The organism is Streptomyces sp. CoH27, assembly GCF_020181035.1.
GTDB lineage: Bacteria > Actinomycetota > Actinomycetes > Streptomycetales > Streptomycetaceae > Streptomyces > Streptomyces camelliae.
Map to the genome: position 1 here is coordinate 107,703 of NZ_JAIQYY010000012.1, position 13,120 is coordinate 120,822.

Here is a 13,120-nt window from a genome sequence, read left to right on the forward strand (position 1 = left end):
GCGGGCGGTGGCGCAGTGGCCGGTCAGGGGGCGTGCGACGGGAAGGAGGGGGACGGTGAGGGCGCGGCGGAGGCGGCGGGGGGCACGATGGCGGGGACGGGGATGGCGGGGACGGGGGCGGACAGCAGGCCGGAGCCGGTGACTCCGGGGACCGTGGACCAGGCGCCCAGCGGGTAGGCCACGGTGTCGTTCAGCGGGCGTATCAGCGGGGAGACGACTGCCGCACCGGCCATCACCGGGGTGGTCAGACCGCGCACGAGGCCGCCCGGGGTCTGGCCGGTGCCGGGGGTCGGCATGCCAGGCACCAGCGGCGCTGACATCGACGTCGGCGCCACCGAGGTCTGCCCGAGCAGCGCACTGCCCTGGGCGGCGAGCAGCGGACCTCCCGGGCGGCGGCGCTGGCTGTCGGGCGTGGCCGCGCCCGAGCCCGAGCCGGCCGAACGGGCCGGGATGACATTGCTGCCCGTGCCGCCGCGGGCGTCCGCCGTCGTGTCACCGGGGATGGCGGTGGTGACCCCCCCGAGGGCGACCGCGGCCAGCGACACCGCGCCGGCGGCGGCGAACGCGAACCGCAGTCCGCGCGAGGCGGCGCGGCTCTCGTCCGGGCGGCCGACGGGGTGGATGCGGAAGCCGCGCTCGGCCTCGGCGGAGGCGGCGGCCGGGGCGGGGACCGCGCCGTGCGGACGGGCGGGGACGTATCCGAAGGCGAAGCGCTCGCCGCGCCGCGCCCCGAAGACGCCGGACATGGCGGAGGAGCCGGGAGTGTCGGCAGCCCCGGTGGTGTCCTCGCGAGCGGCACGCCCGAGGACGCCGCCGGCGGGCCCGGACATGCCGTCGCCGCCGAAGTCGCCGCCGGGCAGCCCCTGGAGGCGGGCCAGGAAGCTCGCCGAGGGCGGTGGCGGGGCGGCCTCCGCGAACACGTTCTTCAGCCGGCGCTGGGCGTCCGCCTCCGCCTTGCACCGGGCACACGTGGCCAGGTGGGCGAGGACCCGCTCGCGCGACTCATGACCGAGCTCTCCGTCCACCAGGGCGGAGAGCCGGTCTCCCAGATGCTGCTCTGCGAGGTGCGTCTTCTCGACAGGTTTCGGCCGGGATCCACTCACGCGGTCGCGCCCCCTCCTCCCAGAGCGGGGACACGGGCGATGAAGGAGCGCCGCTCGGCCGCGCGGGCCTCCGGGGAGCGGTGCGCGAGCGCCTTGCGGAGCTGGGAGCGGCCGCGGTGGATACGGGAGCGGACCGTGCCGAGCTTCACGCCGAGGGTCGCGGCGATCTCCTCGTACGACAGTCCTTCGATGTCGCACAGGACGACGGCGGCGCGGAACTCGGGCGCGAGGGTGTCGAGGGCCTGCTGGACGTCGGCGTCGAAGTGCGCGTCGTTGAACAGCTGTTGCGGGGTGGGCTCGCGGCTGGCCAGGCGCTCGGCCGCGTCCTCGCCGAGGGCGTCGAAGCGGATGCGCTGCTTGCGCCGGACCATGTCCAGGAAGAGGTTGGTGGTGATGCGGTGCAGCCAGCCCTCGAAGGTGCCCGGCGAGTACGTCGACAGGGAGCGGAAGACGCGGACGAAGACCTCCTGGGTGAGGTCCTCGGCGTCGTGCTGGTTGCCCGTCAGGCGGTAGGCCAGGCGGTAGACCCGGGCGCTGTGCGTGCTGACGATCTCCTCCCACGTGGGCGGAGTCCACGCCTGCCCGTCCGCGTCGGTGGAGAAGGTCGCGGTCTGGGCCTCGCCTGCGGCGAAGGCGGCGTGGTGGTCAGCAGCGGTGTCGGTCACGGATTTCGGCCTGCCCGCCGACCCGAGGAAGCGCCGCAGCACTCCGCCCCGGTCCCAGGGCACAGCCGCACCTCCCCTGTCAGCTCTGGTGGTGTCCAGTGGAGCCCCTACCATAGCCACCTCGCCCGTTAGCTCCCCATAAGCGGTTTTACGAGAATTTGATACACGCTGATACGGCTCATACGGCTGCGTCAGCAGTTGCTCGGCGTCCCGACCCACCCCATACCCCCCATCGCGCATCCGGTCACCGTCTCATCCCCATAAACGTCCGGTCCCATCTGCGGGTTCCCGGCGCCAACGGATACAGTCACGCCCAGGCAACCACGGGGACAGGAGAGGGTCATTACCGGCAACCGGCAGACGAGCTGGGCGTTCGCCGACGCCTTTGTCGCCGAGGACGACGCGCTGCGCTGGGCCCGTGACCGGGCCCGCGAGGCAGGGCTGCGCTCGGTGTCGCCGGCCACGGGCGCCGCACTGCGACTGCTCGCCGCCTCCGTGGACGCCAAGGCCGTCGCCGAGATCGGCACCGGCTGCGGGGTGTCCGGAATCCATCTGCTGCACGGCATGCGCCAGGACGGGGTGCTCACCACGGTCGACCCGGAGCCGGAGCACCAGCAGTTCGCCCGGCAGGCCTTCCGCGCCTGCGGTTTCGCCAGCAACCGGGCCCGTTTCATCCCGGGCCGCGCCCTGGACGTCCTGCCCCGGCTCGCGGACGCCGGCTACGACCTCGTCTTCTGCGACGGCGACCGCCAGGAGTACTCCGACTACCTCGCTGAATCGTTGCGCCTGCTGCGGCCGGGCGGGCTCGTCGTCTTCGAGGGCGTCTTCGCCAACGGCCGTACGGTCGGCTCGGGACCGCAGCCGACGGAGGTGCTGCGGCTGCGCGAGCTGCTGCGCTCGGTGCGTGAGAGCCAGGAACTGGTCTCGTCGCTGCTGCCGGTGGGCGACGGGCTGCTGTGCGCCGTCAAGCGGTGAGCAGCCGGACCCGGGCGGGACATGCGTCTGCCCCGGCACCGCGTACGATGCCGGGGCAGACGGAAGGACCTGATGGCCGGCGCGTCAGACGGTGACCTTCTCCAGGGCCTCGCCGAGTGCCTTGGCCTCGTCAGGGGTCAGCTCGACGACGAGCCGACCGCCGCCTTCGAGCGGAACGCGCATGACGATGCCCCGCCCCTCCTTGGTCACCTCGAGCGGGCCATCGCCCGTCCGCGGCTTCATGGCCGCCATGCTCGTTCCCCTTCCTGAAACCAGCTCATCGTCTGCCGAGAGCCCTCGGAGGGCACCCGCGGTTCCGAAACGGACACGCGACACCGGCATCGAACACATTGCTTCCCAGCCATTATCCCGCATCGCAGGACCCGATGACCAACATCAGTCGGCATCGCTTGGGCAACGCGCGCGAGCAAAACCACCCAATTCGGGGATGTGGCTGCGATACTTCGCCGCCGCACGGACATCCGCCGGTCGGCTCCGCTCCGGTTTTCTTTGACGCAGGTCACACGTCCGGTCCGGCTCTTGGCCGGCGATCTCCGCCATGCTGTCCTTCGTACCCGGACGTACTGAGCGGTACGTCACCCGCGACCGGAGGGGATCTCCCATGGCCGACACCGTGCTCTACGAGGTGAGCGACGGACTCGCGACGATCACGCTGAACCGCCCCGAGGCCATGAACGCGCTCAACATCGCGTCCAAGGCCGCCCTGCGGGAGGCGGCGGAATCCGCGGCCGGGGACACGGCCGTACGGGCGATCCTGCTGACCGCCGCCGGGGACCGGGCGTTCTGCGTGGGCCAGGACCTCAAGGAGCACATCGGGCTGCTCGCCTCCGACCGCGAGACGGGGGCCGGGCAGACGATGAGCACGGTCAAGGAGCACTACAACCCGATCGTGACCGCGCTCGCCGGGGCACCGAAGCCGGTGGTCGCCGCGGTGAACGGCGTCGCGGCCGGGGCGGGCTTCGGCTTCGCGCTCGCCGCGGACTACCGGCTGGTCGCCGACACCGCCGCCTTCAACACGTCGTTCGCGGGGGTCGCCCTGACCGCCGACTCCGGGATCTCCTGGACCCTGCCCCGGGTGATCGGCCCGAGCCGCGCCGCCGACCTGCTGCTCTTCCCGCGCAGCATCAGCGCACAGGACGCGCTGGAGCTGGGCATCGCCAACCGGGTCGTACCCGCCGCCGAGCTGCGCGAGGAGGCCGAGAAGGTGGCGCGGGCGCTCGCCGCGGGGCCGACGGTGGCGTACGCGGCGATCAAGGAGGCGGTCGCCTTCGGGCTGTCGCACTCGCTCGTGGAGACGCTGGAGAAGGAGGACGAACTCCAGACCCGGGCGGGGCAGTCCGAGGATCACGCGATCGCCGTGCAGGCCTTCGTCAACAAGGAGAAGCCGAAGTACCTGGGCCGCTGAGCGGTCAGCGGGCGGGCGGGCTGGTGCGGCTGACGCACGCTTCCAAGTGGTCGTTCACCAGCCCGCACGCCTGCATCAGCGCGTACGCCGTCGTCGGGCCCACGAATCTCAGGCCCCGCTTCTTCAGAGCCTTGGACAGGGCCGTGGACTCGGGGGTCACCGCCGGGACGTCGGCCAGGGTCTTCGGGGCCGGGCGGCCGGCCGCGTCCGGGGCGTGGGACCAGATCAGGTCGTCCAGGTCGCCCTCGGCCCAGTCGGCGAGCACGCGCGCGTTGGCGAGGGTCGCGTCGATCTTGGCGCGGTTGCGGATGATGCCCGCGTCGGCCAGCAGCCGCTCGCGGTCGTCGTCCGTGAAGGCGGCGATCTTCTCGATGCGGAAGCCGGCGAAGGCCGCGCGGAAGCCGGGACGGCGACGCAGGATCGTGATCCAGGACAGGCCCGACTGGAAGGCCTCCAGGCTGATCCGCTCGAAGAGGGCGTCGTCGCCGTGGACCGGGCGGCCCCACTCCTCGTCGTGGTACGACACGTAGTCGTCGGTGGACAGCGCCCACGGACAGCGCAGGGCGCCGTCGGGCCCGGCGAGGGCCGCTCCGTCGCTCATCGCCGGTCCTCCGGGGGACCGGGCTTGTCCATGCGGACGTGTGCCGCCGCGGCTCTGGCTCCGGCCAGCGCCGACTCCAGGTCGGCGATCCGGGAGTCCCGCTCGGCGATCTCGGCGGCGAGCCGGCCGAGGGCGTCGTCGACGTCCGCCATGCGGTAGCCGCGCGGGGCGACCGGGAAGCGCAGGCTCTCCACGTCGGCGCGGTCCACCGGCCGGTCGGCGGGCAGCGGGTCCTGGAGCCGGTCCGGCGCCACCTCGGGCAGCGGGCTTCTGTCACCGCCGCCCACCACGGCGAGCGTCACCGCGGCGACCACGACGGCCAGTGCGATGACCAGGAACAAGAACATCACCATCGCCAGGGTCCCCACGCTCTCTGCCGGACGCTGAAACTGTCAGGTCCGATCGTGCCATGCGACTCTGACAGTTAGGGTCACAGGCGGCCGTAACGCCGGACGATCGAGGAGAGGTCACAGCGGATGCTCAGGCTGGGCAGGCGGGAATTCGGGGCGCACGAGCCGGTGATCATGGCGATCGTGAACCGGACCCCCGACTCCTTCTACGACCAGGGGGCGACGTTCCGGGACGAGCCGGCCCTCACGCGCGTGGAGCAGGCGGTGGCCGAGGGTGCTGCGATCATCGACATCGGCGGGGTGAAGGCCGGGCCGGGCGAGGAGGTCACGGCCGAGGAGGAGGCGCGGCGGACGGTCGGCTTCGTGGCCGAGGTGCGGCGGCGCTTCCCGGACGTGATCATCAGCGTGGACACCTGGCGGGCCTCGGTCGGCGAGGCGGTGTGCGAGGCGGGCGCGGATCTGCTGAACGACGCGTGGGGCGGGGTCGACCCCGGGCTCGCGGAGGTCGCGGCTCGGTACAAGGTCGGGCTGGTGTGCACGCACGCGGGTGGTGTGGAGCCGCGCACGCGTCCGCACCGGGTGACGTACGACGACGTCATGGCCGACATCCTGGACGTGACCGTGGGGCTGGCCGAGCGGGCGGTCGCGCTGGGCGTGCCGCGGGAGTCGGTGCTGATCGACCCCGGGCACGACTTCGGGAAGAACACGCGGCACAGCCTGGAGGCGACGCGGCGGCTGCCGGAGATGGCCGCCACGGGGTGGCCGGTGCTGGTGTCGCTGTCCAACAAGGACTTCGTCGGCGAGACGCTGGACCGGCCCGTGAAGGAACGGCTGATCGGCACGCTGGCCACGACCGCGGTGTCGGCGTGGCTCGGCGCGCAGGTGTACCGGGTCCACGAGGTGGCCGAGACCCGGCAGGTGCTGGAGATGGTGGCCTCCATCGCCGGGTACCGCCCACCTGCCGTGGCTCGCCGGGGTCTGGCCTGACCGACCAGGGGGCTGCGCCCCCTGACCCCCCGTTCGCCCACCACACCCACCTGTCTCGGTCGGTCGAGAGGCAAAGGCAGCAGGCCAGGGTGGACGGACAGCCGCTGCCCCGCGCACCAGCGGACTGAGTCGGGTGGCGGGTGGGCGGGGTGGGCACAGGTCGGGGTCCAGGGGGGCAGTGGCCCGCGGGCGAGCTGCACCACCGGTTGCCGGCAGACACCGGCCGAAGCCCCGCGCCAGGGCCTAACGGGCCGCCTCCTTCGACACCAGGGCCACTGCCTCTTCCACCTCGTCGGTGACGTGGAAGAGGAGGAGGTCCTTCTCGGCGGCCTTGCCCTGGGCCACCAGGGTGTTCTTGAGCCAGTCGACCAGGCCGCCCCAGTACGCGCTGCCGAACAGGACGATCGGGAAGCGGGTGACCTTCTGGGTCTGGACCAGGGTGAGGGCCTCGAAGAGTTCGTCGAGGGTGCCGAGGCCGCCGGGCAGGACCACGAAGCCCTGCGCGTACTTCACGAACATCATCTTGCGGACGAAGAAGTAGCGGAAGTTCAGGCCGATGTCGACGTAGGGGTTCAGTCCCTGCTCGAAGGGCAGCTCGATGCCGAGGCCGACCGAGATGCCGCCCGCCTCGCAGGCGCCCCGGTTGGCCGCCTCCATCGCGCCCGGGCCGCCGCCGGTGATCACCGCCCAGCCCGCCTCGACCAGGCCCCGGCCGAGCCGGACGCCCGCGTCGTACTCCGGTGAGTCCACCGGTGTGCGCGCCGAGCCGAACACGCTGATGGCGGGCGGGAGTTCGGCGAGCGTGCCGAAGCCCTCGATGAACTCCGACTGGATCCGCAACACCCGCCAGGGGTCGGTGTGGACCCAGTCGGTGGGGGCGCGCTCGTCCAGCAGCCGCTGGTCGGTCGTGCTGGCCATCACCTGCCCGCGCCGTCGGAGGACCGGGCCCAGGCGCTGCTCGTCCGGCGGGATCTTCTTTCCCTCGGGGTTGCCGGTAGCCATGTGCGCTCCCTCCACGTGCGGGTAGTTCGATCTCAGACTAGATCGCCGCGGGTTACGGAGGGGGGACGTCACGATGTCCGGTGTGCAGCGCCGTACCGGCCCTGTAGCGCTCTTCAGGCGGTGAGCCAGTTCCGCAGGCGCTCCTCGCCCGCGAGGATCTTCGCCGTGTCCACGCGCTCGTCGCGCTTGTGCGCCAAGTGCGGGTTGCCCGGGCCGTAGTTGACAGCGGGGATGCCGAGGGCGGAGAACCGGGAGACGTCCGTCCAGCCGTACTTCGGCTGCGGGGTGCCGCCGACCGCCTCGATGAAGGCCGCCGCGGCCGGGTGGGACAGGCCGGGCAGCGCGCCGCCGCTGTGGTCGTCGACCACGAACTCGGCCACTCCGCAGTCGGCGAAGACCTCGCGGACGTGCGCGATCGCCTCCTCCTCGGTGCGGTCGGGGGCGTAGCGGAAGTTGACGGTGACCACGCACTCGTCCGGGATGACGTTGCCCGCCACTCCCCCGGCAACGCGCACCGCGTTCAGGCCCTCGCGGTACTCCAGGCCGTCGATCACGGGGTAGCGGGGCTCGTAGGCCGCCAGGCGGGCCAGGATCGGGGCGGCCGCGTGGATGGCGTTGGAGCCCATCCAGGAGCGCGCGGAGTGCGCCCGCTCGCCCGTGGTCTTCAGCAGCATGCGCAGGGTGCCCTGGCAGCCGCCCTCGACCTGGCCGTCGGACGGCTCCAGCAGGACCGCGAAGTCGCCCTGGAGCCACTCCGGATGGGCCTCCGCGACATGCTTGAGGCCGTTGAGGCTCGCCTCGACCTCCTCGTTGTCGTAGAAGACGAAGGTGAGGTCGCGGTTGGGGGCGGGGACGGTGGCCGCGATGCGCAGCTGGACCGCGACGCCGGACTTCATGTCGCAGGTGCCGCAGCCCCACAGGACGCCGTCCTCGTCGAGGCGTGAGGGCACGTTGTCCGCGATCGGGACGGTGTCGATGTGGCCGGCCAGGATGACACGCTCGGTGCGGCCCAGGTGGGTGCGGGCGATCACGTTGTTGCCGTGGCGGTCCACCGTCAGGTGCGGCAGGGCGCGCAGGGCGGCCTCGATCGCGTCCGCGAGCGGCTTCTCGGTGCCGCTCTCGGAGGGGAAGTCCACGAGCCGCGCGGTGAGCGCGGCGGCGTCGAGCGTGAGGTCAAGCGAGGTGTCGGCCATGCCCCCGACCCTAGCGCGCCGGTCGCCGGGACCGGCGGGAAAGCGCTGTCCGCTGACCCCCCGTGAGGGCCCGGCGGGCCTCCAGTACCTTGTACGCGTGTCAGAGCCGTCCCCCACCCGTCCCAAGCGTCGCGGTCGTGTTTTCCGTTACACCGCGGCCCTGTTGGTCCTCTGCGGTGTCGCCGCCTATCTCGTGGTGCAGTACGTCACCGGAGGGGGTGGCGCGCGCGGCTGCAAGGTGGTGTCGGACACCGGTGACGGTACGTCGTACGAGTTCACGCCGGAGCAGGCGTCGAACGCGGCGACGATCGCGGCCGTCGGCACCGGGCGCGGGATGCCCGAGCGGGCCGTGACGATCGCGCTGGCCACGGCCATCCAGGAGTCCGGGCTGCGCAACATCCAGCACGGCGACCGGGATTCGCTGGGCCTGTTCCAGCAGCGGCCCTCGCAGGGCTGGGGCACCCAGCAGCAGATCCTGGACCCGGCGTACGCGGCGGGCATCTTCTACGCCCATCTGGCGCGGGTGCCGGGCTACACCGAGATGCCGCTGACCGAGGCGGCCCAGCGGGTGCAGCTCAGCGGCTACCCGGAGGCGTACGCCAAGCACGAGTCGGACGCCACGCTGCTGGCGGCGGCCCTGACGGGGACCGCGGCGGCCACGCTGACCTGCGACGGGCGTCCGCAGGCCGGGGTGACGACCGGTCCGGACGCCGTGCGCAGCGCGCTGGTACGGGACTTCGGGCGGGACGCGCTCCAGGAGACCGGGGCGGAGGTGGGCGGTGTCCCGGTGCCGTCGCCGTCTCCGGCGCCGAGCGTGACCGCGACCGCGCAGGGGCGGACGGTGACGGTTCCGGTGCCGCAGGGCACGCGGACGGACGCGAGCGGGCGCGGCGAGCGGCAGCGGGGCTGGCAGCTGGCGCAGTGGGCGGTCGCGAACTCGTCGGCGCTGCACATCCAGCGGGTGTCGTACGCGGGGCGCGAGTGGACCGCCGGGAGCACCAGCGACCAGTGGAGGACGGTCGTCGCGGACGGGACCGGTGGGGCGGGCCCGTCCCAGGGGGTCGTCCGGATCGTGGCCGGACAGTAGTACGGAGGGTCACTCGGGCGGGTTGCGCGGCCACCCGCCCGCCCCCGCCTGCGCGCCGTTCCCGGGTCGGAGTCGGAAACCCCGGGAAATCACGGGCCGTAAGGATTCTGCGGGATGCGCGACGGACGCTCTTTGCCCGTTTTTATCCACACCTGATAATGCGATGCGTTATCCATTCGTTACCTGGGGCGTCCGCAACCTTCGCGGGCTTCGAGCGGTAGTCACGGCGTCCGAGCCCGGAACCGGACCCGGACCTTCACACCGTTGTCTTCCGTCGAATGGAGCATCATGTCCCTCCCTCTGACCCGCCGGATCGCTCGTGCCGCGCTGATCGTCGCAGCGGGAGCGGCAGCCGGGGTCGGTGCGGCCGGCTCTGCCGGTGCGGCCACGAACCTGCCGGAGGTGGCCCCGAACCTGGGCGGCCTGAGCGCCCTGGACGCCACGCACGCCGCCAACACCGCCGACGGCGCCGCGAAGAGCGTCACCTCGCTCGCGGGCAACGCGGGCGGCCACGTGGTCGGGACGGCGGTGCCGGCCGCGGGCCAGACCGGCGGCGGTGCCCTGAAGAAGACGGCGCCGGTGGCGCAGAACGCCGCGGGCGGCGTCGCCCAGACCGCCGGCAACGTCGTCGGGGACGCCGCGTCCGGCACGGCGAAGGGCGGCGTCCTGCCGACGTCGAACCTGCCGGTCCAGGGGCTGCCGCTGGGCGGCTGAGGGTTCGCTGCCGCCGGCTTGACCGGCCGACGGGGTCCAGGGAGTTCCCTGGGCCCCGTCGGCTTTGCCGCTAAGCGCTCCGCTGGATGTGCGGCGACGGGCCGTCGTCCGGCTGCGGCCCCGTCTTGGCTGGTCGCGCAGTTCCCCGCGCCCCTTGAGGGAGCTGCCGAACCGCAGTGGACTTCACCAGGTCCGCTTAGAGGCGCTCCACCGCGGCCTGGACCCGTTCGTCCGTCGCCGTCAGTGCCACGCGTACGAACTTCTCGCCCGCCTCGCCGTAGAAGTCCCCCGGGGCCACCAGGATGCCCAGGTCGGCCAGGTGGGCGACCGTGTCCCAGCAGGACTCGTCCCTCGTGGCCCACAGGTAGAGGCTGGCCTCGCTGTGTTCGATGCGGAAGCCGTGGCCGAGGAGAGCCGCGCGCAGGGCCTCGCGGCGGGCCGCGTAGCGCTCGCGCTGCTCGTGGACGTGGGCGTCGTCGCCGAGGGCCGCCACGACCGCCGCCTGGGTCGGCGCCGAGGTCATCATGCCGCCGTGCTTGCGGATCTCCAGCAGCGGGCCGAGGACGGCCGGATCGCCGGCGATGAAGGCCGCGCGGTACCCCGCAAGGTTGGAGCGCTTGGACAGGGAGTGGACGGCCACGATGCCGTCGTACGAGCCGCCGTTGACGTCCGGGTGCAGGACCGAGACCGGGTCGGCCTCCCAGCCCAGCTCCAGGTAGCACTCGTCGGAGACCAGCAGGACGCCGTGCTCGCGCGCCCAGGCGACGATCGCGGTCAGGTCCTCCTTCGGGATGACCTTGCCGGTCGGGTTCGACGGCGAGTTCAGCCAGAGGAGCTTCAGGTGCGCCGGGTCCAGGTCGCGCGGGTCGTCGTAGACCGCGTAGTCCGCGCGGGCGAGGCGGGCGCCGACCTCGTACGTCGGGTAGGCCAGGCGCGGGTAGGCCACCGTGTCGCCGGGGCCGAGGCCGAGCTGGGTCGGCAGCCAGGCGACCAGTTCCTTGGAGCCGACCACCGGCAGGACATGGCGGTGGGTGACCTCGCGGGCGCCGAGGCGGCGCTCCAGCCAGCCGGTGATCGCGTCACGCAGCGCCGGCGTGCCCCACACGGTCGGATAGCCCGGGGAGTCGGCCGCGTCGATCAGGGCCTTCTGGATCAGCTCGGGCACGGCGTCGACCGGGGTGCCCACGGACAGGTCGACGATCCCGCCGGGGTGCGCGGCGGCCGTCTTCTTGTACGGCTCCAGCTTGTCCCAGGGGAAGGTGGGGAGCCGGTCGGAGACTGCGGACACGGGAATCAGGCTCACTTTCGTACGGTGCGGCAAACGCCTCGGTCCCGTGCGGCGGCGATCGGGATGACCGGGCCGTACGGGACCGAGGCGGCGATTCGGCTTACGCGGATTACTCGCCCTCCGCCTGCGGCGGCAGCGCGGCGACGAACGGGTGGTCACGCTCGATCAGCCCCAGCTTGCTGGCACCGCCGGGCGAACCCAGCTCGTCGAAGAACTCGACGTTCGCCTTGTAGTAGTCCTTCCACTCCTCCGGGACGTCGTCCTCGTAGAAGATCGCCTCGACCGGGCAGACCGGCTCACAGGCACCACAGTCGACGCATTCGTCCGGGTGGATGTACAAGGACCTGGAGCCCTCGTAAATGCAGTCGACCGGGCACTCCTCGATGCACGCCTTGTCCTTCACGTCGACACAAGGCTGCGCGATGACGTAGGTCACGCTGTCGTTCCTCCTCGATAGGGCGCTGGCGGGCCTCCTCAGGCTCCGCCGCCTGGCGCGCGGGAGCGCGGCGTCGTCGATGCCCGCCCCTAGTATCTCCGTTCCGGAGCATGATCCGAACAGGAGGGGTGAACTGACCAGTGGAAATCTCGGCGACAGGACGTCTGGAAGTCCGAATTACCCCTTCTGACGTGGGGAAACGCGTCTCCGTACGGCGGTTGGCGGACCCCGGCACGACACCGGAGAAGTTCACCGACACGGTGGGTGTTCTCACATCATGGACTGATGGCGTGCTCATGATCACACGCCGGAACGGGGAAAGTGTCCGCATCCCGGAAGCCGTCGTGGTAGCGGGCAAGGTGGTACCGGCGGCCCCCGCGCGCCGGCGCGGCCCCGCCGCGTCGTACGAGGAACTCGCTCGCATCGTCTCGCGGGGCTGGCGGCCGGTGGAGAGCGAGCGGCTCGGGGACTGGGAACTGCGGGCTGCGGTCGAGAAGGTGCCGCGCGAAGCGCGTCCGGCCGGGGTGGTGGCCGGGCGACGGGCGGGCTTCACCCGGCGGGCCAACAGTGTGCTGCCGCTCGGCGATCCCGGGCTTCCCCTCGACGCGGCCCTGGACGCCGTACGCCGCTGGTACGGCGAGCGTGGTCTGCCCGCCTACATCCAGACCGCCACCGGCGCCGAGGGCACGCAGGAGCTGCTGTGCGCGGAGCTGGAGCGGCGCGGCTGGGTGCGGGAGGTGACCGCCGAGGTGTGGACCGGTGCCCTGGCGCCGGTCGCGGACCGGGCCGAGGGCGCGGGTGTGGTCCTGGCCCGGGAGGCGGACGAGGCATGGCTCGCCCGGTACCAGCGCAAGGGGGTGAGCGAGGTGGCCCTGCAGGTGCTCGGGGGCGGTCCGTCGGTGTGGTTCGCGACCGTGCCCGGCGGTGGGGGTGCCCCCTGCCCGGGCGAAGCCGAGAGCTTGGGGGAGGGTGAGACTCCGGCGGCCATCGGGCGGTGTGTCGTGGACGGGCGGTGGGCCGGGTTCGCCGCCGTCGAGGTGGACCCCGGCCGGCGCCGGCAGGGCCTCGCCACGGAGGTGATGGCCGCGCTGGCCCGGCGGGCCCTGGAGGAGGGCGCGTCGGCGGCCTGGCTCCAGGTCGAGACGGACAACGCCGGCGCCCGCGCCCTGTACACCGAGCTGGGCTTCACCCCGCACCACGCGTACCACCACTACCGGGCACCGCAGGAGCAGCCGTCGTAGAAAAACCGTCGCAGGACACCCTGGGAAACCGTCGTGGAAGGGCATGAGTCAG

15 protein-coding genes are annotated in these 13,120 nt (G+C 72.5%); 6 read left to right on the forward strand and 9 right to left on the reverse strand.

All coding sequences use genetic code 11. The features are described from left to right. Positions 1–23 precede the first annotated feature (23 nt). Complete coding sequence (locus tag LE548_RS21465; RefSeq protein WP_225098541.1) at positions 24–1,103, reverse strand: zf-HC2 domain-containing protein; 1,080 nt, start codon at positions 1,101–1,103, stop codon at positions 24–26. Then, entirely contained in the window at positions 1,100–1,810 is a 711-nt protein-coding gene (sigE, locus tag LE548_RS21470; RefSeq protein WP_225098751.1) for an RNA polymerase sigma factor SigE, read from the reverse strand. Before sigE ends, LE548_RS21465 begins: the two co-directional genes overlap by 4 nt. Positions 1,811–2,044: 234 nt before the next feature. Between sigE and LE548_RS21475 the strand changes: the two genes are divergently transcribed. Then, positions 2,045–2,743 (forward strand): O-methyltransferase, encoded by a 699-nt coding sequence (locus LE548_RS21475; protein ID WP_308030424.1) that lies wholly within the window; start codon positions 2,045–2,047, stop codon positions 2,741–2,743. An 84-nt stretch (positions 2,744–2,827) separates the two neighbouring features. Here LE548_RS21475 and LE548_RS21480 read toward each other — a convergent pair whose 3' ends face one another. After that, positions 2,828–2,995 carry a DUF3117 domain-containing protein gene (locus tag LE548_RS21480; protein ID WP_003985072.1) on the reverse strand — a complete coding sequence of 56 codons (168 nt, stop codon included), beginning with the start codon at positions 2,993–2,995 and terminating at the stop codon, positions 2,828–2,830. Between the two features lie 370 nt (positions 2,996–3,365). Between LE548_RS21480 and LE548_RS21485 the strand changes: the two genes are divergently transcribed. Next, on the forward strand, positions 3,366–4,169 hold the full coding sequence (locus LE548_RS21485; RefSeq protein ID WP_225098542.1) for an enoyl-CoA hydratase/isomerase family protein: 804 nt from the start codon (positions 3,366–3,368) through the stop codon (positions 4,167–4,169). 4 nt (positions 4,170–4,173) lie between these two features. On the opposite strand, the gene LE548_RS21490 is transcribed toward LE548_RS21485, so the two are convergent. Together LE548_RS21490 and LE548_RS21495 are read right to left on the reverse strand one after the other, a co-directional pair. Further along, the gene (locus tag LE548_RS21490) at positions 4,174–4,770 is read right to left on the reverse strand and encodes a DNA-3-methyladenine glycosylase I (RefSeq protein ID WP_225098543.1); all 597 of its coding nucleotides are present in this window, start codon (positions 4,768–4,770) and stop codon (positions 4,174–4,176) included. Continuing rightward, complete coding sequence (locus LE548_RS21495; protein WP_225098544.1) at positions 4,767–5,123, reverse strand: DivIVA domain-containing protein; 357 nt, start codon at positions 5,121–5,123, stop codon at positions 4,767–4,769. The genes LE548_RS21490 and LE548_RS21495 overlap by 4 nt, the downstream gene beginning before the upstream one ends. Before the next feature lie 123 nt (positions 5,124–5,246). On the opposite strand from LE548_RS21495, the gene folP reads away from it, so the two are divergent. Continuing rightward, entirely contained in the window at positions 5,247–6,107 is an 861-nt protein-coding gene (gene folP / locus LE548_RS21500; protein ID WP_225098545.1) for a dihydropteroate synthase, read from the forward strand. Between the two features lie 243 nt (positions 6,108–6,350). Here the strand turns inward: folP and LE548_RS21505 are convergent, their stop codons facing one another. Together LE548_RS21505 and dapE are read right to left on the reverse strand one after the other, a co-directional pair. Further along, positions 6,351–7,109 (reverse strand): TIGR00730 family Rossman fold protein, encoded by a 759-nt coding sequence (locus LE548_RS21505; RefSeq protein WP_225098546.1) that lies wholly within the window; start codon positions 7,107–7,109, stop codon positions 6,351–6,353. 113 nt (positions 7,110–7,222) lie between these two features. Then, positions 7,223–8,302, reverse strand: coding sequence for a succinyl-diaminopimelate desuccinylase (gene dapE, locus LE548_RS21510; RefSeq protein ID WP_225098547.1), 1,080 nt, complete (start codon positions 8,300–8,302; stop codon positions 7,223–7,225). 97 nt (positions 8,303–8,399) lie between these two features. Between dapE and LE548_RS21515 the strand changes: the two genes are divergently transcribed. Continuing rightward, entirely contained in the window at positions 8,400–9,389 is a 990-nt protein-coding gene (locus LE548_RS21515; RefSeq protein WP_225098548.1) for a heavy metal transporter, read from the forward strand. A 288-nt stretch (positions 9,390–9,677) separates the two neighbouring features. Further along, the gene (locus LE548_RS21520) at positions 9,678–10,103 is read left to right on the forward strand and encodes an ATP-binding protein (protein WP_225098549.1); all 426 of its coding nucleotides are present in this window, start codon (positions 9,678–9,680) and stop codon (positions 10,101–10,103) included. A gap of 196 nt (positions 10,104–10,299) precedes the next feature. On the opposite strand, the gene LE548_RS21525 is transcribed toward LE548_RS21520, so the two are convergent. Beyond that, entirely contained in the window at positions 10,300–11,391 is a 1,092-nt protein-coding gene (locus LE548_RS21525) for a bifunctional succinyldiaminopimelate transaminase/glutamate-prephenate aminotransferase (RefSeq protein WP_225098550.1), read from the reverse strand. Between the two features lie 109 nt (positions 11,392–11,500). After that, positions 11,501–11,827 carry a ferredoxin gene (fdxA, locus tag LE548_RS21530; protein ID WP_225098551.1) on the reverse strand — a complete coding sequence of 109 codons (327 nt, stop codon included), beginning with the start codon at positions 11,825–11,827 and terminating at the stop codon, positions 11,501–11,503. Between the two features lie 140 nt (positions 11,828–11,967). On the opposite strand from fdxA, the gene LE548_RS21535 reads away from it, so the two are divergent. Continuing rightward, entirely contained in the window at positions 11,968–13,068 is a 1,101-nt protein-coding gene (locus LE548_RS21535; RefSeq protein WP_225098552.1) for a GNAT family N-acetyltransferase, read from the forward strand. The last annotated feature ends 52 nt before the right edge of the window (positions 13,069–13,120 follow it).